Source organism: Pseudomonas sp. (assembly GCF_002796985.1).
Classification (GTDB): domain Bacteria; phylum Pseudomonadota; class Gammaproteobacteria; order Pseudomonadales; family Pseudomonadaceae; genus Pseudomonas.
This window is the reverse complement of sequence record NZ_PEKX01000004.1, coordinates 120,374-140,991: the sequence shown is the minus strand read 5'-3', so window position 1 is coordinate 140,991 and position 20,618 is coordinate 120,374. Positions and strand designations below refer to the sequence as shown.

General features: G+C 60.5%; 17 protein-coding genes. All 17 read left to right on the top strand.

Annotated features, from left to right (window positions below):
• Positions 1 to 5 precede the first annotated feature (5 nt).
• Positions 6 to 1,361, top strand: a complete 1,356-nt coding sequence (tssK, locus tag CTR55_RS03600; protein ID WP_296284181.1) for a type VI secretion system baseplate subunit TssK — start codon at positions 6 to 8, stop codon at positions 1,359 to 1,361.
• On the top strand, positions 1,358 to 2,026 hold the full coding sequence (gene tssL, locus CTR55_RS03595; RefSeq protein ID WP_296284180.1) for a type VI secretion system protein TssL, short form: 669 nt from the start codon (positions 1,358 to 1,360) through the stop codon (positions 2,024 to 2,026). The genes tssK and tssL overlap by 4 nt, the downstream gene beginning before the upstream one ends.
• 8 nt (positions 2,027 to 2,034) lie before the next feature.
• Positions 2,035 to 3,783 carry an OmpA family protein gene (locus tag CTR55_RS03590; RefSeq protein ID WP_296284179.1) on the top strand — a complete coding sequence of 583 codons (1,749 nt, stop codon included), beginning with the start codon at positions 2,035 to 2,037 and terminating at the stop codon, positions 3,781 to 3,783.
• A gap of 13 nt (positions 3,784 to 3,796) precedes the next feature.
• Positions 3,797 to 4,288 carry an Hcp family type VI secretion system effector gene (locus CTR55_RS03585; protein WP_296284178.1) on the top strand — a complete coding sequence of 164 codons (492 nt, stop codon included), beginning with the start codon at positions 3,797 to 3,799 and terminating at the stop codon, positions 4,286 to 4,288.
• 149 nt (positions 4,289 to 4,437) lie between these two features.
• Positions 4,438 to 7,083: a type VI secretion system ATPase TssH gene (tssH, locus tag CTR55_RS03580; protein WP_296284177.1), complete on the top strand. Its 2,646-nt coding sequence runs from the start codon at positions 4,438 to 4,440 to the stop codon at positions 7,081 to 7,083.
• A 3-nt stretch (positions 7,084 to 7,086) separates the two neighbouring features.
• The gene (gene vgrG, locus CTR55_RS03575) at positions 7,087 to 9,819 is read left to right on the top strand and encodes a type VI secretion system tip protein VgrG (RefSeq protein ID WP_296284176.1); all 2,733 of its coding nucleotides are present in this window, start codon (positions 7,087 to 7,089) and stop codon (positions 9,817 to 9,819) included.
• 151 nt (positions 9,820 to 9,970) lie between these two features.
• Positions 9,971 to 10,468, top strand: coding sequence for a hypothetical protein (locus CTR55_RS03570; protein ID WP_296284175.1), 498 nt, complete (start codon positions 9,971 to 9,973; stop codon positions 10,466 to 10,468).
• 2 nt (positions 10,469 to 10,470) lie between these two features.
• On the top strand, positions 10,471 to 10,776 hold the full coding sequence (locus CTR55_RS03565; protein WP_296284174.1) for a hypothetical protein: 306 nt from the start codon (positions 10,471 to 10,473) through the stop codon (positions 10,774 to 10,776).
• 76 nt (positions 10,777 to 10,852) lie between these two features.
• Positions 10,853 to 11,278 carry a hypothetical protein gene (locus CTR55_RS03560; RefSeq protein ID WP_296284173.1) on the top strand — a complete coding sequence of 142 codons (426 nt, stop codon included), beginning with the start codon at positions 10,853 to 10,855 and terminating at the stop codon, positions 11,276 to 11,278.
• Between the two features lie 133 nt (positions 11,279 to 11,411).
• Positions 11,412 to 11,864, top strand: coding sequence for a hypothetical protein (locus CTR55_RS03555; protein WP_296284172.1), 453 nt, complete (start codon positions 11,412 to 11,414; stop codon positions 11,862 to 11,864).
• Between the two features lie 49 nt (positions 11,865 to 11,913).
• Complete coding sequence (locus CTR55_RS03550) at positions 11,914 to 14,070, top strand: lipase family protein (RefSeq protein ID WP_296284171.1); 2,157 nt, start codon at positions 11,914 to 11,916, stop codon at positions 14,068 to 14,070.
• Positions 14,071 to 14,175: 105 nt separating this feature from the next.
• The gene (locus CTR55_RS03545; protein WP_296284170.1) at positions 14,176 to 14,604 is read left to right on the top strand and encodes a hypothetical protein; all 429 of its coding nucleotides are present in this window, start codon (positions 14,176 to 14,178) and stop codon (positions 14,602 to 14,604) included.
• Positions 14,591 to 14,959 (top strand): hypothetical protein, encoded by a 369-nt coding sequence (locus tag CTR55_RS03540; protein WP_296284169.1) that lies wholly within the window; start codon positions 14,591 to 14,593, stop codon positions 14,957 to 14,959. Before CTR55_RS03545 ends, CTR55_RS03540 begins: the two co-directional genes overlap by 14 nt.
• A 47-nt stretch (positions 14,960 to 15,006) precedes the next feature.
• Entirely contained in the window at positions 15,007 to 15,705 is a 699-nt protein-coding gene (locus CTR55_RS03535) for a hypothetical protein (RefSeq protein ID WP_296284168.1), read from the top strand.
• Between the two features lie 90 nt (positions 15,706 to 15,795).
• Entirely contained in the window at positions 15,796 to 16,056 is a 261-nt protein-coding gene (locus CTR55_RS03530; RefSeq protein WP_296284167.1) for a PAAR domain-containing protein, read from the top strand.
• 3 nt (positions 16,057 to 16,059) lie between these two features.
• A complete protein-coding gene (locus CTR55_RS03525) occupies positions 16,060 to 17,223 on the top strand; it encodes a hypothetical protein (protein WP_296284166.1) in 1,164 nt (387 codons plus the stop codon).
• Positions 17,220 to 20,597 carry an ImcF-related family protein gene (locus CTR55_RS03520; protein ID WP_296284165.1) on the top strand — a complete coding sequence of 1,126 codons (3,378 nt, stop codon included), beginning with the start codon at positions 17,220 to 17,222 and terminating at the stop codon, positions 20,595 to 20,597. The genes CTR55_RS03525 and CTR55_RS03520 overlap by 4 nt, the downstream gene beginning before the upstream one ends.
• Positions 20,598 to 20,618: the final 21 nt, after the last annotated feature.

The following is a 20,618-nucleotide window of genomic DNA, read 5'->3' as shown; positions in this document are numbered from 1 at the left end:
CATTCATGAAGATCGACCGCCCCTTATGGGCTGCGGGGGCATTGCTGTCCCCGCAGCAATTCCAGCAACAGGCACGCTGGGAGGCCTGGACCAACGAGTGTGTGGCGCACATGTCGTGGATCCACCCCTGGGGGGTACAGGCTGCACTGTTCGACCATGACGCACTGCGGCTGGGCAAGCTCAAGGCTGTCCGGCTGCAGGTGCGGCTGGCGGACGGAACGCTGATCGACAGCGACAGGACCGACAGATTGCCGCCCGCAATGGACCTTGGTCGGCTCGCCGAAGACGAGGTTTCCGTCGCTACCGTGCTGCTGGCGTTACCGCTGGAGCAGGCCAACGGCGGCAACTGCCTGATGAGCGAAGGCAAGGCGTCACAGCCGGTTCGCTATCGCCAGGAATGGAAGGAGATTCAGGATCTCTACGGCGACGAAGCCCAGTCCATGGCGGTGCTGGAGCACGCCCTGTCCTTGCGCCTGGACAGCGATGAAAACGCCGAGTACCTGACCTGTCCGGTGGCGCGGGTCATGCGCGATGGGCAGGGCGTGTGGGCACTCGATAGCCGCTTCGTCCCGCCGCTGCTCAGTTTCGCCGCACAGCCTCAATTGATCGAGCAACTGGACAACCTGATGACCCAATTGGCCGCGAAGCGCAGCCGCCTCATGGGTATGCGCCGCGAGAGCAACCAGCGCATGGCCGACTTCGCCGTGGCCGACGTCTCGCTGTTCTGGCTGCTCAATGCTCTGAACAGCTACCACGCCATACTGGCTGACCTCCTGGCGCATCCCGGGCGGCATCCGGAGCTGGTCTATCGGGAGCTGGCCAAGTTGGCGGGCAGCCTCCTGACGTTTTCGCTGGAGCATGACATCGCGGCCATTCCCGGCTATCGGCATGAGCAACTGGAGTTGGTGTTCCCTCCGCTGTTCGGGCTGATCTCGTCGCTACTGGAAGCCAGCCTGCCATCCCGTGTGATCGTGCTGGATCTCGAGAAGCCCAGTGCGCACCGTTGGCAAGTGGCATTGAACGATGGTCGCCTGCGCGATGCCGATGGCGTCAATTTCTATCTGTCGGTGCGCTCCAGCCTGCCTGCCGCGCAAGTCCAGAGCCAGTTCCCCCGGCTGTGCAAGGTGGGAGCTCCGGATGATGTCGATCACCTGGTCAACGTGGCGCTCGATGGCATTCCGCTGGTGCCTCTGAGCCATGTGCCGGCAGCCATTCCGATGCGCCTCGGCAACCAGTACTTTGCCTTCGACCTGGCCCATCCAAAGGCGCGCGTGATGCTCTCGTCCGGCTTCTGTGCCCTTTACGTCCCCGGCACGCTCGGGGAGGTCCAGCTTGACCTGTTCGCGGTGCTGCGCTCATGACAAAGATGCCTGGGAAATCCCTCTCCGTGGATATCGATGCCCTGCTGCAGGACAGCTACCTGCTGGTCGTGGAGTTGCAGCAAGGTGCCGTGACGCAGGACGGTGACGCATTGTGGAAACACTGCGCCGCGCAGGTCGAGCACTGCCGCAACAGCCTGATCGATGCCGGCGCGAGCCAGCGCACTATCAATCAGATCTGCTATGCGCAATGCGCCCTGCTGGACGAGACGGTTATGCGCCATGCCACACCGACGTCCCGTGATCTGTGGTCGGCGAAGCCGTTGCAGGCGCATTTCTTCAGCCGCCTCCAGGCGGGCGACCAGTTGTACGAAGACATGCGCGAGGCTCTGGCTGAACCGGCACCCGACTTGCGGGTGCTGACCTGTTATCAGCGTGTGCTGATGCTGGGCTTCCTCGGTCGCTATCAGTTGGATACCCCTGAGCGTGAAAACCTCCTGAGCGCCCTGAACGCGCAGGTAGAACCGTTCGCTGCCACTGGAAAAGCACCGCTGCTGGTCCGCGCGAGCGGCGGCAGATTGCGCCACTGGCTGGGTGCTACCTGGCTGCATGTTGCGGTAGCTGCCGTCCTGTTGGTGGGACTGTGGCTGGTGCTGCAGCGGATGCTCAGCGATACCCTCGCCACGCTTTTGCCCGGTCAGGTATAGGAATGTCCATGCAGCTCAATTGGACGCGCAGCCTGTGGCTTTGGGCGGGAACCCTGGGCCTGGTATTGATCCTGATGTTGCCGCTATCCGCGACCCAGCGCGGGCTATCGGCGATAGCCGTAGTACTGGTGATTGCCGTGGCCTGGCTGTTGGCGGGGCGTTCGGCGGCGGGACGCTATCAAGGTATCGGACTGGCAGCGGGCAGTGCGTTGCCGGCTTCCGGGTTTCAGCTTCCGATCATAGCGGTCTGCGGTGATGGGCTGTACGCGCTGTTCGGCAATGTGGCTAACGACCAACTGGTTCTGCGCGTGACGGAGCGGGGTTGCTACCTGCGAGTTCCCAGCCTCGAGCAGTTGCAGCCGATCATCGACTATGTACTGGAGAAACGCCCGCACTGGGGAGGGCAGCTCAGTGCGCTCTACATCATCAACCCTGCCGAGCAGGCGGACCAGGCGCTGCTGGGCGGACACACCCAGACCTTCCGCCACCAGGTTTCGCTCGTGCGCCGCAAGGGCGTAGCGCTTCCGGTGCTGCTGGGAGCCTATCTGCAAGGCGCGCCAAGCGAAGCTTTCTGGTTCTCCTGGGAGGGGGACAGCGACGGTCTGGCGGTGCACGACAACTTGGGCAGCGTGTCTGTTGCCCAGTGGCAAATGCGCCCCGCCGATACTGCTTCGCGGGCAGCACGACTACACAACTGTATCCAGGTCGAGAGCCTGGCGAACTGGCTGGCTAGCACGGTGCTGCCGCACCTATCGTCGCGCGAACCCAGAGACCCGCCATGCCGCCCAATTGCCTGCGCCATGGCATTGGTGCCGGATGCGCTGACGGCAGGCCTTGGCAATCTCTGGTCAAGCTGGCTGCATGAACGCACTGCACTGCACGCGCGCTCATTCTCGGGGGCGCATACCACGATGTGTCTGCCGTTCCCGGACCCGCTCCTCGGGCTGTTGCCTCGTCAACCAGGGTTTACACCGGCTCGGCGAACGGCGTTGCGCGCACTCTGGCTGTTCGTCCTCGCCGCCGTACTCGCTCTGTGCAGCGCAGCCTGGCAGAACGTCCTGCTGCTTCGCCAGTTGAGCGATGACCTGGTGCGCTATCAGGCGATACCGGCTCCGACGTCGCTCGAAAAACCGGAGCATTACCTGAAAGAACAGGCAGTAACGATCCTGCGCAATGACGCAACAAAGCTGGATCGCTACTACCGCCAAGGCGAACCGACGTCTCTGGGGCTAGGCCTGTACACCGCCGAACGACTCCGACGGCCAATCCTCGCCGCGCTTGCCGGCCACCGGGTACCTGCTCCGGCGTCGCTGCCAACGAAGATTCCCAATCCGGTCCGGCTCGACAGCCTCTCCCTGTTCACCAGTGGCAGTGCCGAACTTCGGCCAGGCTCGACCAAGGTCCTGGTCAACGCACTGGTCGGCATCAAGGCCCAGCCCGGCTGGCTGATCGTCATCGCCGGGCATACCGACTCAACCGGTGACAGCGCCCGCAACCTGGTCCTTTCGCGTGACCGGGCCGGCGCCGTACGCGACTGGATGCAGAAAATGGGCGACTTGCCCGATAGCTGTTTTGCCGTTCAGGGCCGCGGCGCCGCGCAGCCCGTTGCCAGCAACGACACCCCGGAAGGCCGTGCGGCCAATCGCCGGGTCGATATCCGTCTGGTGCCTGAAGCGGGAGCCTGTGCGCCGCCCGCACAGGCTCCGGAAGGACAACCCCAGTCGCCTCACTATCAGGCGACGCTCTCCTCCCAATAGAAGGAACTTCCCCATGGCAATTCCCGTTTACCTGTGGCTGAAAGACGACGGCGGTGCGGACATCAAAGGGTCCGTCAACGTTCAGAGCCGTGAAGGCAGTGTCGAGGTCGTAGCCCAGGACCACAGCCTGTACATCCCTACCGACAACAACACCGGCAAGCTGACCGGCACCCGCATCCATACGCCGTTCAAGTTCACCAAGGAAATCGATGCCGCCAGCCCTTACCTCTACAAGGCGGTGAGCTCCGGTCAGACCTTCAAGAGCGCCGAGTTCAAGTGGTACCGCATCGACGACGCCGGGCAGGAAGTCGAGTACTTCAACACCCTGCTGGAGAACGTCAAGGTCGTGAAAGTGGCGCCCAAGATGCACGACGTCAAAGACCCGGGCAAAGAGAAGCACAACCACCTGGAAGAGATCGAACTGCGTTACGAAAAGATCACCTGGACCTACAAGGACGGCAACATCATCCATGCCGATGCCTGGAACGAACGCCAGACCGCTTGATGTCCTGCGGTTGGCAGGCGGGATAACTCGCTTGCCGTGATCGATCCGATCGCCAGACCTTCTGGCGATCGGGTTTTTCCCGGTCCTCACCGGTAACGAATCGCCGCCGCTTTCCAGGCCAGGCGACGCACACGAGCAAGGAACGCCCCATGGGACAGCAATCTGCCCACCTGCTTCGCCGCCTCAATCCCTATTGCGCCCAGGCCCTCAGTGCCGCTGCATCGCTCTGCCAGACGCGCGCCCATCCACGCATCACCATCGAACACTGGCTGCTCAAATTGCTCGAACAGGGCGAGGGCGACCTGACCCTGATCGCACGGCGCTACGAATGGGACCTGGACAGCATCTGGCAGGGCTTGCTGGACCATCTCGATAGCTTGCCGCGCCAGGTGCAGAGCAAGCCCCAGCTGGCCGACAACTTGCAGCAATTGATCAAGGGCGCCTGGTTGCGTGCCTCCCTGCGTGACGACACCACGAATCTGCGCTCCCTGCACCTGCTCGCTGCACTGCTGGAGAACCCCGCGCTGCTCGACTGCGAGGCAGCCTGGCCGCTGCTGAGCCTCAGCCAGGTACAACTCGAGCGCCTGCAACCCTGGCTTGACGAGCAGTCCCAGGAGCAACCGCAACTACAGCAGCAAGCTGCGTTGGCCGAAGTGCCGCAAACCGGCCCGGTCGCAAGCGCAACCCCGCAGGATGCACTGCTCGCCGTCCTCGAAAAATTCACCCAGGACATCACCGCCAAGGCCCGCGACAGGCGCATCGACCCGGTGTATGGGCGTGACGATGAAATTCGCCAGGTAATCGATATCCTCGGTCGTCGGCGCAAGAACAACCCGATCCTGGTCGGCGAGCCCGGTGTGGGCAAGACCGCGCTGGTCGAAGGCCTTGCGCTGCGCATCGCCGAAGGTAACGTCCCGGACAGTCTCAAACCGGTTAGCGTGCGCACCCTCGACCTCGGCCTGTTGCAGGCTGGTGCCGGAGTGAAGGGCGAGTTCGAACAGCGCCTGAAGAACGTCATCGACGCCGTGCAGCAATCGCCTACGCCGATCCTGCTGTTCATCGATGAAGCCCATACCCTGATCGGTGCCGGTAACCAGGCCGGCGGTGCCGACGCCGCCAACCTGCTCAAGCCTGCTTTGGCGCGCGGCGAGCTACGCACCATTGCGGCCACCACCTGGTCCGAATACAAACAGTATTTCGAGCGCGACGCCGCCCTGGAACGACGCTTCCAGATGGTCAAGGTCGACGAGCCCGATGACGCCGGCGCCTGCTTGATGCTGCGCGGCCTTCAGTCCCGCTACGCCAGTTATCACGGTGTACACATCCAGGATGCAGCGGTGCAGGCTGCCGTCACCCTATCGCGCCGCTACCTTACCGGGCGGCAGCTGCCGGACAAGGCCGTCGACCTGCTCGACACCGCCAGTGCGCGAGTGCGCATGGGGCTGGATTGCGAGCCGCAGGTGCTGGTGCTGGTGAAAGCCGAACTCGCCGCCCTGGAGCTGGAGCGGCAAGCGTTGCAGCAGGATGCACAGCTTGCTGGCACCTCGGCAGGTGAACGCCTGGAGGCCATTGCGGCAAGCGAAGCCGAACTGCAACAGCGCAGGGAGCGCCTCGAGCGGCAATACCACCGCGAAAGCGAATTGACCCGACAATTGCTGCAGGCGCGCCAGGCTGAAGTGCCGGATCAGACCGCCATCGACTCGCTCAAGGCTCAACTGGTCGACGCCCAGCAGGGCGAGCCGCTACTCACTCTGGATGTCGAAGCTCGCAGTGTCGCCGAAGTCATCGCCGACTGGACCGGCGTCCCCCTGGGCAGTCTGCTCAAGGACGAACAGGCCGGGCTGCTAGACCTCGAACGCCGCCTTGGCGAGCGGGTCATCGGCCAAGATACCCCGCTGGCTGCCCTGGCCCAGCGCCTGCGCGCCGCCAAGACCGGCCTCACCAGCGAGAACGCACCGCTGGGCGTCTTCCTGCTGGTCGGCACCAGCGGCGTGGGCAAAACCGAAACTGCGCTGGCTCTAGCGGACTGCCTATTCGCTGGCGAAAAATCGCTGATCACCCTCAACCTCTCCGAATACCAGGAAGCCCACACCGTCAGCCAGCTCAAAGGCTCGCCGCCGGGCTACGTCGGCTATGGCCAGGGCGGCGTACTCACCGAAGCGGTGCGCCAGCGCCCTTACAGCGTGGTGCTGCTCGACGAAGTGGAGAAGGCCCACCGCGACGTCCTCAACCTGTTCTACCAGGTCTTCGACCGTGGCTTCATGCGTGACGGCGAAGGGCGCGAGATCGACTTCCGCAACACCGTCATCCTGATGACCTCCAACCTCGGCAGCGACTGGCTACAGTCGCTGATCGACGAGCAGCCCGACGCACCGGACAGCGCCCTTCAGGAACTGCTGCGCCCGGCGCTGCGCGACCACTTCCAGCCCGCCTTGCTGGCTCGCTTCCAGACGCTCATCTACCGCCCGCTGGATGCTCAAGCCCTCAAGCGCATCGTCGCCATCAAGCTCGCTCAGGTTGCCCGTCGTCTGCAGCGTCACTACGGCCTGGAATGCCGTGTCGACGAAGCCCTGGAAGAGGCCCTGGTCGCTGCCTGCCTGCTGCCCGACAGTGGCGCCCGCAACATCGACAGTCTGCTCAATCAACAGATCCTGCCCGTCCTCAGCCAGCAACTGCTGCAACGCCAAGCCAGCCAGCGCAAAGCCACGGCCGTCACCCTGGGCTACAGCGCTGACGACGGCATTGCCCTGGAATTCAGCGAAGAGCCTTCGGCTCTCGAAAGCACGGAGGTCTGACCCATGCTCAACGAGATACGCACCTTCTTCGACCACAGCCGGCACACCATCACGGTGGATGGCCAGAACGCCCTGCTGGACGTGCTCGTTTTCTCCGGCACCGAGGCACTCAGCGAGACATTTTGCTACGCCATCGAGGTGACCAGCCCGAATCTCGACATCGCCGCCGACACCATGCTCGGCAAGGATGCCAGCTTCAGCCTGTGCGCCGCGCCGCCCTCGGTGACCATTCGTGGCTACACGCCGCCACCGGTCGCACCCCTGCGTACCTTGCATGGGGTGGTCACAAAATTCCGACGTCTCTCGGCTTCCAGGGACGAAGCACGCTACGAGCTGACGCTGGAGCCACGCCTGGCCCTACTGGATAAAACCTGCCAGTACCGCATCTACCAGAACCAGAGCGTGCCCGAGGTGGTGGAAATCATCCTGAGGCGACATGGATGGCGTGGGCAGGATTTCCTGATAGACCTCGGCAGAACCTACAAGCAGCATGAACAGCTGCTTCAGTGCGGCGAATCGGACCTTGCCTACATCAAAAGGCTCTGTGCGGAACGGGGTATCTGGTTTTCCTTCAGCATGGACTCGCGCTTAAAAATTGATGTGGTCGAGTTCCATGACTCGCCCATGCACTACCAGCGTGACCTCACACTGCCCCTGCGGCCCTTGAGTGGATTGGAAGCCACCGGCCAGGATGCCGTCTGGGACCTGCAAGCCAGCCACCAGGTCGTTCAGCAGTTGGTCAGCACCCGCGCCTACTACTCGCGCGATGCCGGCGCCAACCTCGACGCTCAGGCCGACCTCACCCGTGGCGCCACCACCACCTACGGCGAGGCCTACCACTACTCCGACGAGCACTACCAGACCCTCGGTGATCCCCTGGCGCGCGGCGATGAAGAAGGCCATGCCGAAAGCGGCGTCTTCTATGCGCAGCTGGCCCACGAGCGTTACCTGAATGACCAGCTCCGCCTCAGCGGCGCCAGCAGCGACGCCGCCTTGGCTCCCGGCCTGGTGCTCAAGGTTACAGGCGGTGCTCCGGCAGCCTTCACCGAAGGCGCGCTGATCGTTCGCACCCATTGCACCGCTGCCCGCGACCGCAGCTTCGAGGTCCGCTTCGAAGCCATCCCCGACGGCAACATTGCCTTCCGCCCGCCAGTACCGGCCAAGCCGCGCATCGCTGGCACCGTGCCCGCGCGCATTACCAGCCCGCAGCAGAACGACCCCTACAGCCATATCGATGGCGAAGGGCGCTACCGCGTTAACTTCCTGTTCGATAGGGATACCTGGCCCGCCGGGCGCGAGAGTATGTGGCTGCGCCTAGCGCGCCCCTATGCCGGAGACACGTATGGGCTTCATATGCCTCTGCTGGCTGGCACCGAGGTCGCCGTAATTTTTGAGCAGGGGGACCCTGACCGCCCCTTCATCGCGCATTCACTGCATACAAACCTCGAACCCGACCACGTCACCATCCATAACCACAAGAGGAACGTACTGAGGACGCCCTCCAACAACAAAATTCGCCTGGACGATACCCGCGGGCTAGAGCACATCAAGGTCAGCACGGAGTATTCAGGCAAGAGCCAGCTCAACCTTGGCCATCTGGTGGATGCTCAACGGCAGAAGCGCGGCGAAGGCTTCGAGCTGCGTACTGACGACTGGGGAGCACTGCGCGCTGGCAAAGGCGTATTCATCAGCGCTGATAAGCAACACTTGGCGGGCCGTGATGTACTCGATATGTCAGCCGCTATAGAGCAACTGAAAACGGCGCTTTCACTGGCAGAGAGCCTGGCCAATGCCGCGACCAGCGCTCAAGCCAAGCCCGGAGATACCGCCAGCCAAAAGCAACTCAACCAGGCATTGATCGACCTCGCCAAGCCTGGTGTTTTGCTGCACGCCCCGGCGGGGATTGCCGCGGTCAGCCCCCAAGCCGTGCGCTTGGCTTCAAGTGCCGAGAGCATCGGCCTCATGGCGGGACACAACGTCGATATCAGCGCAGGCCGCGATATCACCGCCAGTGCTCAAAAGACTATCAGCCTGTTTGCGCACAGCGCCGGCATGCAACTAAAGGCAGGTGCCGGCAAGGTCGAACTGCATGCCCAGAGCGATAACCTGCATGCGCTAGCGCAACGCGACGTCAGGATCGAAAGCACCGATGGGCGCGTGGAGATCACCGCCCCGCAGGAGTTGGTGTTGCACTGCGGTGGGGCATATATCCGCATCAAGGGCGGAAATATCGAGCTTGGCGCCCCAGGTAATATTTATCTGAAGGCAGCGAATGTTCAAAAACTAGGTAGTACCAGTCTGGATATTCCCGTTACACCTCTGCCTGGCGGATACAGTGCGCATTATGTGCTGAAAGATAATTCTCAATCGCCCATGGCCTTCAGGCGTTATCGAGTAACGACAGCGGCGGGGGAGATATTCAGTGGCGTTACTAATAGAGAGGGCAAGACCATGCCCATCCATACGTTAACGCCGGACAATCTGAGTGTCGAATTTCCCGATGAAGCTTTGTACGATATTCAATTCTTGCTGAAAGATTATAAGACTGGGCAAATCAAGGCAAATGTGCCTTATAAGGTAACTCTTGAAACTGGTGAAGTATTTACGGGCGTGTCTGATGGCCAAGGCTTAACAGAAAAGCTCTCATCTGCATCCCCCGTATTTGCAACCATCGAGGCTCCGTATCATGAATCAACAGACTTCCCTGGAAACTGCACAGATACCTGCCAATGCTAGCTCGGACGTGCAGTATTATCAGTTGACTCCAGTAACAGATACTGCCCCAATTGTTGTTAACATTGAAAAATAGTTAAGCGGCGCTCAATGGGTCGAACGATTCCCAACTGGGACCCAAGTTAGCGACCTTGCTTCGCCATTTAGAGAAAATGTGGCTGGATTTATTGATGCTTTAGCGGTTGCTGGGGTGGATGTGGATATTGCGGCAACTCGAAGGCCAAAAGAGCGAGCTTTTTTGATGCACTGGTCATGGAGGATATTCAAGAATGGATATGATCCGAGGACTGTTCCAGAGTATCCGGGAGGCACAGTGGAGATTAGATGGGATCACCCTTCGGGTAATGGTCAATATAATGCTTCGGCATCAGTAAATGCAGCGCGTGCGATGGTGTACGGCTATGGGATTCAAGATTTAAATATAGCGCCAGCATTAAATTCTAAACATATAGTGGGGACGGCCATCGATATGTCTCTTAGATGGTCTGGGGTTCTAGTTGTTTCTCGTGCCAACGGGCAGCAGGAAACGATTGAAACTCTTCCCAGAGATGGCATGAGCCAGAGGTTGGCGGTTGTTGGAGCAACCTATGGGGTAATGAAGTATGTAGGAGGGGCAGCTGACAAACCGCATTGGTCGGATAATGGGCACTGAAGATGAATGTATTAATTTGTGGTTTTCTTGTCGCATTGGCTTTTGGGGTTGGGGCTGTCTGGGTATGCGAGAATGACTCTGAACTTCCAGAGGATGTTAAGCAGTTTGTAGAGAGGCGGGATATCTGCGACCATCTTCGAGGGGAGATCGGAGATGGGAATAATAAAAATGCGGTGGATTCTATAAATAAATACTGCTCCGGTACTGATAAAGAGCTCTCGAGGCTGCGAGATAGGTATTCAAAGGAATCAAGAATAATAAGTGAGTTGAAGGGGTATGAGGAAGAGATTGAAGCTCGCAAGCCGTGAGGAAGTTGGCAGTGCGATTGACTTTGTTTATGTCTTTGTTTTTTGTTTCTATTGTGTGTCGTGCCGATGATGTGGGATGGGGTTTGTCGAGAGGGAGGTCGTTGGTGCGGTAAATCGCGTATATGTCCATACGGATAAGATGATTTCCCGCGAAGATATGATTTATTACCAGTACGAAAACTCAGAGGTGGCGAGGTGTTGTGGTCGGCTGAAAGGATCTAGCTTGAAGCTGTTAGGGGAAAGCGAAAAGATATTTAAGGATGATGGGCCTCACGGTCTTTTGTATAAGGTGAATCCTGAGAAAATTGATTCCAAGAAGCTTGAAGGTTTTTTGGGTGTTGTGCTGATTAATGTACGCAAGGTCTTCGCAGTTGAGGGTAATTATTTGAAAGCGCTCTCGGCGAGCGGAGAGTACTCCTTGGAGCAGTGCCTTGGGTCGGAAGGGGTTAATCTCTATAGGAAAAAGATGATGAATTGGAAGGTCGCCTGTATTTTTATTTGAATTATGAAATTGAGCCAACCTACCCCGAAGAAGCTTTGAAGAAGCCTGAATCTGCGAAGTGATCTGCAATTTTCGTGGTTGCGAAGGCTTGTTTTAAAAAGCTGATATTTTTAGTCGGCCTTATATTATTTTAATGAAAAAACTGAAAGGGTGTTCAGAGTTACCTCTTGGTTCAGAGGGTGAGGATTTAAAGCTAAGGTTTTGGGGCGTGAGGGGTGGGATGGGCGCAGTTATGGTAATTCTTTCTTTTATTTTTCTAGTGGTGACTCTCGTCCTGCTGCTTCTCTATATGGCAGTTTGTGACGCGCGAAAGATAGGTGAGGTATTTAGGGAGAGCCGGGTTATTTCCTCTTATTATGAAATTTGGGGCGGCGGTTCGATTGCAGGGCGCTGTACGGTACTTATGATTGCCACAGGAACTGTCCTTTGGCCGCGCATACATATCGCCAGAGGGGATTTATTGCCTGCAGAGCTTGAATTGCTTCCGCGGACAATCTTAATGCGTATGCGTTGTGCAGCTGGCCTGACCATTATTAGTTTCTCCTTGATTGGCGGGCTGCTTATTTACGGAAAATTCATTAAGTGAGCTGGCTCGTTATTTATAATTCGCGATTTTATGTGGAATGGAGGCTAACATGAATGACAGATTGCATCGCACAGACACATTAGGGCCTGGCAAGGATGTGTGCGTGGGGCCGCAGCAGGAGCGTTGGATAGAATTTGTTCTGCTCGACGAGCAGGGCAACCCGCTACCGAATATCCCTTACTTTGCAGAAAATGCCGCCACTCGTGAAAAGTGTGCGCCTGCGATTACAGGAAATAGCGATGCCAATGGTCGAATTCGAATTGAGGGTTTGCACCCGATAGCACTGACCTTGCGGCTGGGGGCCGACCCCTTGGCCAAGGAACTACAAACCCGCCGCTTGCGCGCGCTACGTGCTGAACAGCTCGTGCCACCCTTGCCGCCCTATCTGTATGAGCCACCACCGGTGGGCTTTTCAGATATCGAGAAGCAGGCCAGGGCTGACGGTCATGCCTATCACTATCTGCGTATAGGCCAGTTGTGCGACCGTTTCCCTGGAGAACTGGAGTGGGAGGGGGAAGAACTGCCCGCCTTCCATTTTCCCGATCCGAAGTTCAGCGGCTTCACGGTGGACGACCAGTCGCTGAACCGGCGCCATGTGCTGGAAATCTGCCCATTCCGCGCCTGGAAACTGGTGTTACACCACCAAGCGGATTACAGCCTGGTCACCGCCTACAACCTTGGGCTGATGGCCAATCTGTCCTACAGCAATATCGTCCAGGAAACTAAAAAGAAATTCCCGAATGCTGTGATCGACGCCACCACTCTGCGCGGCTCGGTGGAGGAGTTCTTTTTCCGCCAATGCCTGGACCTGTCGCGCACGCCGGTGATGATCGATGCCAAGGGTTACCGGCTACCCGCGGTGGTCGTGGATGTGCCCTTCGACGAGCGCTATACCACCGCCGTGATGCTCGATACCACTGCCGATGATTTGGATCGGGCGAGCGCGGATATTCCGCGAATGGTCATCGAGAACACCCAGTTGTTCTATTTCAGCAATACCAAGGAAGTGGTAGTGGCCTGGCGCGGCACGCAGGAGCCTTCGGATTGGCTGACCGACTTCCAGTACCGGCCGCAGCCCGCGGACGGCAGCGAAACGAAATCCGAGGCCGAGAACCAGGGCATCCGGTTGGCGGCGGAGGGCAATGTGCACAAGGGATTCCTCAAGGCATTTGAGGTAGCGAAGAAGCTGTTCCCTGAACGCTTCATCGATCTTGACGGCCTCATTGTAGGTAAGCGTCTGTTCATCTGCGGCCATAGCCTGGGTGGCGCCTTGGCGCTCATTCATTCGGCGGAACTACGGCAGCGCAACCCCGTGCTCTCCACCTACGGTATGCCACGTACCTTTACCAAGAAGGCAGTGGAGGATCTGCAACAGGTTATTCATTTCCGCCATGTCAATAACGCCGACACCATCACCAGCGTGCCGCCCGAGGCGGAGCTGGACAATATCCTCTACGACGCGCTCGGCCCTCTGGGCGATGACCTGGGTTACATCTGGTCCGTTCCCGAGCTGCTGGCCAGCAAGATTTTTCGGTTTGGCGACCCCTATTGGCACCACGGCAAGCTGGCCATGAACTACCGGGCTGACCTGCATGCCGCGGAACGTTACAGCGGTTCCGCAGCCCGTGGCAGCAAGGATGGCCTGGGCGCACCCCGCCACACCCAGGTGCTCAAGCCGTTGTCGCCGAGCAACTTCATCTTCGTGGTGCCCAGCCTGGCGGAGGGCGACAGCAGCAAGGCTGAGGCGGCGCAGAAGGAACTGATGAAGTCGCTGACCGTGGACAGCCTGGCGGAATATTTCCCCAAGCACACCAATCCCGACCGCAGCACCAAAGGGACCAACCCGATGGATCACTCGATGATCGGGAAATACCTGCCCTTCCTGCACAACAGTTTGCTGGAGCTGTGTTCGCCGCAACACACACCCGAGCGCATCGCTTTGCGGGCCAGGTTCAACGAAACCCTGACCGACAAGCGCATCCCTGGGGCGGAGCGGGTGCGCACTCAAGCGTTTCTCAACCTGGAAAAGTTGCTGCCGATGGTGGCGCTGCCGGTTACGCAGCAATTGGAAGGCGGCGCCGAGGCGTTGCAGCGCTTTGGCCGCGAACGTGAGTTCGCCGAGTTGGTGGAGATCATCCCCCAGCGGCAGTACGGGTCAGTAAGTGGCGCATCCCACAAGGACGCCGAACCGCAAGAGACCAGCTGATTCCATGAGTCTGGGCAGTCTGTCGCTGTCCCCTGGCGGAACTACCCACCCAGTGGATGTCCGCACGCCCTAATGCTTCATCGATCACCGACAAGGAGGCCGAAGATGGCCCGAGCATTACCTCTTTCCCTGGCCTGCCTGCTGATGCTGCTGAGCCTCGGCGGCTGCGCACAGAACCGCGCGCATGAGTTGGCGCCACCGCCGGGCGGCGCCCAGGTGCATTTCAGCATCAAGGTGCCACAAGACCTGGCGGCGAACCCGATGCGGGTGATGTACCGCTCGGAGAAATGCCCGGCAACCCGCTCCGGGGCGGACTGGACGACTTACCAGGAAGATGGCCGCCACACCATCGAGGTACTGCCGCAACGCCAGGGCGCCAGCGACCTGTATACCGCCGACCTGGCGGTGGAGGGCGGTGGCGCCTGCGAGTGGCAACTGAGTAACGTGACCTTTGGCGTGCATTACGCCAACCCGTCGCGTTTTGGGCCAGACGTTAAGTCAGGGGGGGGGCGGGGTAATCGTGATCTTCGATGACAACCTGCCCCAACAGCGGACGATGTATCCGCCGAAAAAGGTCGAGGGCGACTTGACGATAAGCAAAGACTACTACCCGTGGGTGGATAGACAGTTCAGAGGCACCTATGAAACACAGGTGAGGCTCGCAGGTGAGGGGGATATTTTCCTATCGTATAAAGCTAAGAGCGCGCAGAAGGTGGTGTTTGAACCTGACTTGCACACCAAATACCTTGTACGGTCAGTTTGGCCACAGGAGCAAAAGCCAGGTAGTTATATTCAGTTTACCTACCCCGATGGCAGTGTAGTGGCTGACGGCAAGAGCAGGCCTAGTTTCAAGAAGCTGCAAGCCATCCGGCAGGGTCGTCAGCCATGAGCGCGCGGTTCTTTCCGTTCATCGCTGGCTTGGGCTTGGCGTTAGCCTTGACGGCTTGCAGCTCGCGCTACGACCTGGCACCGCCGCCGGGCGGCGCTCAGGTGTCGGTGGCGATCAAAGTGCCCGAAGGCGGCTCGGTCAAGGCCATCGAAGCCAAGTATCTATCCGATCGCTGTTTCCCCCCGCAGCAGGGTCCGTTCAATACCTACGGCTCCCAGGTTCTCAAGGTGAAACCGCAGCGCCAGGGCGACAGCGACCTCTACCAGGCCCGGCTGGATTTGGACGGCGGTAGCGTCTGCCATTGGCGGTTGGCCTATGTGGAGGTCGGCGTCAGGTACTGGCGGGCGGGCAAGCTCGACCTGGCCGGCAGTGTGCGCGAGGACGTGACGGCACTGTTCAACGTCGATCGCCAGGGCGAACGCATCGACGAGTTGCCCGAGGCCGTACGTACCCGCAAGGAGCTGCTGCTGAACGCCCATTACTACCCCTATGTGAGCGGGGCGGGATCGGGGAGTGCGGTGATCCGGTTCGTCGCCAGCGGTTCGGACTATGCCCGAGGACCGGCGGCCGAGCACCTGGTGTTCGAGCCTCAGGTGGAGCGCAAGTTCGTTGCGCGCATGAGCCAGGATGCCCAGGGGCAGTCCAGCATTCTCTACCCCGATGGCAGCCATACGCCGGCGGAAACCTGGCACCCCAATGTGAAGAAGCTGGAGGCCATTCGCTTGGGCGGGACCTCCGCTCCATGAGTCGGCGGCCAGAGCGTTCCTTGCTGAGCTGGGCGCGAGAAGCGCGCTGGCGTTCTCCACTGATTGGCAATAAATAAGGATTGGATGTCCATGTCCCGAGGATTCGTTTTGCTGGGTGACAAAACTAGCCATGGTGGCCAGGTCATTAGTGCCACTTCCACCCATCAGGTACATGGCAAGCTCGTGGCGCTGGTGGGTGATCAGGTCAGTTGCCCTGCCCATGGCGTCAACGCCATCGTCGAAGGTTGCACAGACTGGTCCGAGAACGGCCGCGCGTTGGTGGTGGATGGCTGCCGCAGTGCCTGTGGCTGCCAGGTGATTTCCAGCGCTCCCGACTGTTCGGTGTTCTAAGCGATGGCTTGGAATCGTCGTGCGCCTGAAGTCGCCGTGGCTCCCGAACCACTCTCGATGATCCGCTGGTTGGGGGCTGCTCTGCTGGCGGTGGTCATTGGCATCGGGTTGTTCGTGCTGGCGGTATCGGGGCGTCTACCTGAAATCGCTGGCGTTAATGTCTGGCTGCTGGCTGCTGCGCCGTTACTGTTGTGGCTGCTGGCATTCGCGGTTCGTAGTTACACCTATGGTGGAGCACTCAGCCATTTCCAGTTCCTGGAGGAGCAGGCACAGGAAGCAGAAGTCGCCTGGAGCCATTGGGCAAAGCGGCACTTTGCGGTGCAGGCGAGTTGCGTGGTGCTGCCGGAGCAGGTGTCGGCAGCCGTTATCGCTCAAGGGGCCGCCGGTGAGCCGCGTCGTCCCGGCGAGGCCTGCCGAATTGCCGACCTGCCCGCGAAAGGCAATGAGCGTGTGCAGGTAGCGTTGCAGAAGCTGTTCGCGGGGGTAGGGCCTGCTCTGATGGCGCTGCCCGCCGATCGTGATTTGCGGGTGACCGTGCTGCATGACGTGGAGGCTGAAGAGCTTGAAAATTTCCAGGCATCGTGGCGCAAAGCCTGGCTCAAGGCTATGCCATCACGCTCGCAAGTGGCAGCGAGCTTCATCAGTGAGCTGTCGCTGCAATGGCTGGAGGATGGCCTGAAGACACCCGGTGCTGCGATTGACCTGATCCTGGTGTTGCAGGTCAACGGTGCAAGCTCCTATTCCGATGGCTTGGCTGCTTTGCTGCTGTGCCCCGATGCGCTGGCGCAGGAATGGGCGCTGCCCATACAGGGACGTTTACTGCGGCCTATGCACCTGAATGTTGAGCAACTGAAGACCGAATTTCCGTTGTTTTTGCAAACGCAACTGACGGCACGAAACGCCACCGGCATCCTGGCCGACAGCGCGCAATGGCAGCCGTGCCTCGGGAGCATTCTCTCCATGGGAGAGGCTCAGCAGGCGAAGTTCCAAGCGGGGCAGCAGTGGGTACAAGAATCGCTCTGTGGTGTACCTGGGCCGTTCAGTGCCTGGCTGCTCGCTGCGCTGGGGCTTGAGATGAGTCGCCACTTCCAGCAGCCCTTGGTATTGCTCAGTCAGGAGCCCTCGCAGCGTTGGATCAGTACTGTCGCCACGGGAGAGTTGGCATGAGGACTTACAGCAACCTGTGGCGCCGCGCCGGTGGCGGAATGTTGATTGGGGTGGCCCTGGCAGCAGTGGGCTGGGCGATCTGGCGTTATGGTGATCGAGTGGGGCTGGTCGAGAATCGCGACAAGGTGTTGGCCTTCCTGCTGCTGAGCGTCATCGTGCTGATCGTCCGTTTCGCCCCCAAGCTGTTGGCCCATATCAAGCGTCAGCAGCATCAGCAACAGGGGGTGGCAACGGGGGTTTTGCCCGTGTCTGACGGAACGTTGCCGCCTTCCAGCAAGCGTGCCTCACCGAGGGACGAGATCCCCCAGCAGTTGCAGGCTCAGTACGGGTTCTTCTGGAAACGCAAAGTCCGCCTACTGCTGGTCGTTGGTGAGCCTGAGCAGATCGAGGCGGTGGCGCCGGGGCTGTCCAAGCAGCAGTGGCTGGAGGGACAGGACACCGTGTTGCTACGCGGTGGCTCGTTGAGTGGTCAGTGGCAAACCGATGTGGCGGTCTTGCTGAAGACACTGCGCCGATCACGCCCGCTAGACGGCATCGTCTGGGCACTGAGCGCGGAGCAAGGCCATGACGCGGCCACCCTGAGTACCGGTGTGCGCCAGTTGCGCGACCTGGGCCAGGCGTTGCGTTGGCAGGCGCCGTTGTACCTGTGGCAGGTCTGTTCCAGCCAATGGAATCAAACCGGTCGTGAGGGACAATCGGTGGGTTGCCTGTTGCCGGCCAAGGCCACTGCCGAACAGATCGAGGCGTCGCTACGTCAATTGGTGGTGCCGCTGCGCGAAAGGGGGATAGGCCAACTCGACGAAAAGCCCCATTACGACTTCCTGCTGCGCCTTTCCCGTGACCTGGAACACAACGGCATCACCCAATGGCGTCAGGCACTGAGTCCATTCCTGGCGCAGCTCAATCGATCCTTGCCGCTGCGTGGCTTGTTGTTCAGCCCCAAACTTACCGGCATTGCCGCGGGCACACCGAATGCGTGGTGGCCGGAGGCAAGCTGGAGTGCCGTACTGGCGGACAGACAAACCCGTGGCCGGCGCCTGGCCTGGTCCTGGGCGCGCGGGGCCTATATCGGTGTGCTGGCTCTTGCCGGTCTCTGCGCCCTGGCATTCCTGCTGTCCTTCACCAGCAACCGCAGCCAGATCGCTACCGTGGAGTCGGCCTTGGAGACCATCAACACACCCGGCGATGCGGATGCGCAGCTCAAGGCATTGCATGAGCTGACCCGTGAAATGTCGCGGCTGGATTACCGCCGCGAGCATGGCGAGCCGTGGTACCTGCGCTTTGGTTTGAGCCAGAACGATGCTCTGTTGGCCGTGCTGTGGCCGCGCTATGCGCAGGCGAACAATCGGCTGATGCGTGATGTGGCTACCAAACAGTTGGAGCAGCAACTGATTGACCTCGCCGCCTTGCCGGCAGACAGCCCCGAGCGGGCGTCGCGTGCCGAAGAGGCCCATGCCCAGCTCAAGGCCTATCTGATGATGGCGCGTCCGGAGAAGGCCGACCCGGAGTTCCTGACCAAGGTGCTGAGCCGTGAGGAGGGTGATCGCCCTGGTGTCACACCGGGACTCTGGCAAGACCTGGCGCCCAACCTGTGGTCTTTCTACGCGCAGCACCTGGCGGCGCATCCCGAGTGGCGCACCCAGGCTCAGCCCAGCCTCGTGGCCCAGGCTCGGCAAGTGCTACTGGGGCAATTGGGCCAGCGTAACGGCATGTCGAACCTGTACCAGCAGGTGATCGACCGGGCGAGCAATAACTTCGCGGCGATGACCTTGCTGGACATGGTCGGCGAAACCGATGCATCGACGCTGTTCGACACGCCCAACAGCGTGCCGGGTGTCTACACCCGCCAGGCCTGGGAGGGCCAGGTGGGCAAGGCCATCGACGAAGTTGCCGAGGCTCGCCGTGAAGCAATCGACTGGGTGTTGAGCGATCAGCAGAGCACCCTCGACAGCGACTTGAAACCCGAGGTGCTCAAGGCGCAGTTGACCGAGCGCTACTTCCAGGAGTTCAGCGGCGCCTGGCTGGGTTTTCTCAACAGCATTCGCTGGCGCCAGGCAAGCAGCCTCTCTGACTCCATCAGCCAGCTGACCTTGCTCAGCGACGTGCGCCAGTCTCCGCTGATCGCGCTGATGAACACCCTGGCCTATCAGGGCAAGACCGAGGTCAAGGGCGAGGCGCTGGCCGATTCGCTGATGCGCTCAGCGCAGCAATTGCTGGAGAAGGACAAAAAGCCGGTAATCGACCAGAAGACCAACGACCCCCAAGGTCCGCTGGACAGCACCTTCGGCCCGCTGCTTGCGCTGCTGGGCAAGGACAAGGGCGCTGCCGGTAACGCCGATGACGGTCTGAGCCTGCAGGCGTTCCTCACGCGGGTCACCCGTGTGCGCCTGAAGTTGCAGCATGTGACCAATGCCAGCGATCCCCAGGCGATGACCCAGGCCCTGGCGCAGACGGTGTTCCAGGGCACCAGCGTGGACCTCACCGATACTCTCGACTACGGCGGCCTGATCGCCGCGAGCCTGGGTGGGGAGTGGAGCGGCTTCGGCCAGAACCTCTTCGTGCAGCCGCTCAACCAGGCCTGGGAAGGGGTGTTGCAGCCATCGGCAGCGGGGCTGAATCGCCAGTGGCAGCGCGCGGTGGTGGAGAACTGGAACCGGGCGTTCAGTGGGCGGTATCCGTTCGAGGTCAGTGGTAGCGATGCTTCGCTGCCGATGCTGGGGCAGATGATTCGCTCCGGCAGTGGTCGCATCGACCAGTTCCTCAAGTCGCAACTGGGCGGCGTGCTGCGCAAGGAAGGCAACCGCTGGGTGCCGGACAGCGCGCACAGCCAGGGTTTGCACTTCAACCCGCAGTTCCTCAAGGCGGTCAACCAGCTCAGCGACCTGGCGGACATGCTCTACACCGACGGTGGCCTGGGCATGACCTTCCAGCTGCAGGCCAAGCCGGTGCGCAATCTGGTGGAGACCACGTTCATCCTGGATGGCGTGACGCTGGAGTACTTCAACCAGATGGAGAGCTGGCAGCAGTTCACCTGGCCGGGAGGCACCGACCATCCGGGTGCCTCGCTGAGCTGGACCAGCCTCAAGGGTGGGGCGCGGTTGTTTGGCGACTACTCCGGCGTGTGGGGGCTGATCCGCCTGCTGGAACAGGCGCAGGTGAGTTCACTGGACGACAGCAATACCCGGTTCGAGCTGGTCCTCAAGGCGCCGGATGACCTGCCACTGACCTGGCAATTGCAGACGGAGCTGGGTCGAGGCCCGCTCGCGGTGCTGCAACTGCGCGGCTTCATGCTGCCGGAGAACATTTTCAATGTCGGGGCAGGGCAGGCCCAGCCGTACGCTGCGGTCGACCCGCTCGGGTACGACGGCGAATGACAGCAAGGGAATTCAGGACGC

Bases quoted from the DNA above. Each gene is read 5' to 3' on its own strand.
- CTR55_RS03530 (WP_296284167.1), top strand. From the start codon at position 15,796: ATGTCCCGAGGATTCGTTTTGCTGGGTGACAAAACTAGCCATGGTGGC.
- CTR55_RS03520 (WP_296284165.1), top strand. From the start codon at position 17,220: ATGAGGACTTACAGCAACCTGTGGCGCCGCGCCGGTGGCGGAATGTTG.
- CTR55_RS03555 (WP_296284172.1), top strand. From the start codon at position 11,412: ATGAAAAAACTGAAAGGGTGTTCAGAGTTACCTCTTGGTTCAGAGGGT.
- tssL (WP_296284180.1), top strand. From the start codon at position 1,358: ATGACAAAGATGCCTGGGAAATCCCTCTCCGTGGATATCGATGCCCTG.
- tssH (WP_296284177.1), top strand. From the start codon at position 4,438: ATGGGACAGCAATCTGCCCACCTGCTTCGCCGCCTCAATCCCTATTGC.
- vgrG (WP_296284176.1), top strand. From the start codon at position 7,087: ATGCTCAACGAGATACGCACCTTCTTCGACCACAGCCGGCACACCATC.
- CTR55_RS03560 (WP_296284173.1), top strand. From the start codon at position 10,853: ATGGGGTTTGTCGAGAGGGAGGTCGTTGGTGCGGTAAATCGCGTATAT.
- CTR55_RS03525 (WP_296284166.1), top strand. From the start codon at position 16,060: ATGGCTTGGAATCGTCGTGCGCCTGAAGTCGCCGTGGCTCCCGAACCA.
- CTR55_RS03585 (WP_296284178.1), top strand. From the start codon at position 3,797: ATGGCAATTCCCGTTTACCTGTGGCTGAAAGACGACGGCGGTGCGGAC.
- tssK (WP_296284181.1), top strand. From the start codon at position 6: ATGAAGATCGACCGCCCCTTATGGGCTGCGGGGGCATTGCTGTCCCCG.
- CTR55_RS03590 (WP_296284179.1), top strand. From the start codon at position 2,035: ATGCAGCTCAATTGGACGCGCAGCCTGTGGCTTTGGGCGGGAACCCTG.
- CTR55_RS03550 (WP_296284171.1), top strand. From the start codon at position 11,914: ATGAATGACAGATTGCATCGCACAGACACATTAGGGCCTGGCAAGGAT.
- CTR55_RS03565 (WP_296284174.1), top strand. From the start codon at position 10,471: ATGAATGTATTAATTTGTGGTTTTCTTGTCGCATTGGCTTTTGGGGTT.
- CTR55_RS03545 (WP_296284170.1), top strand. From the start codon at position 14,176: ATGGCCCGAGCATTACCTCTTTCCCTGGCCTGCCTGCTGATGCTGCTG.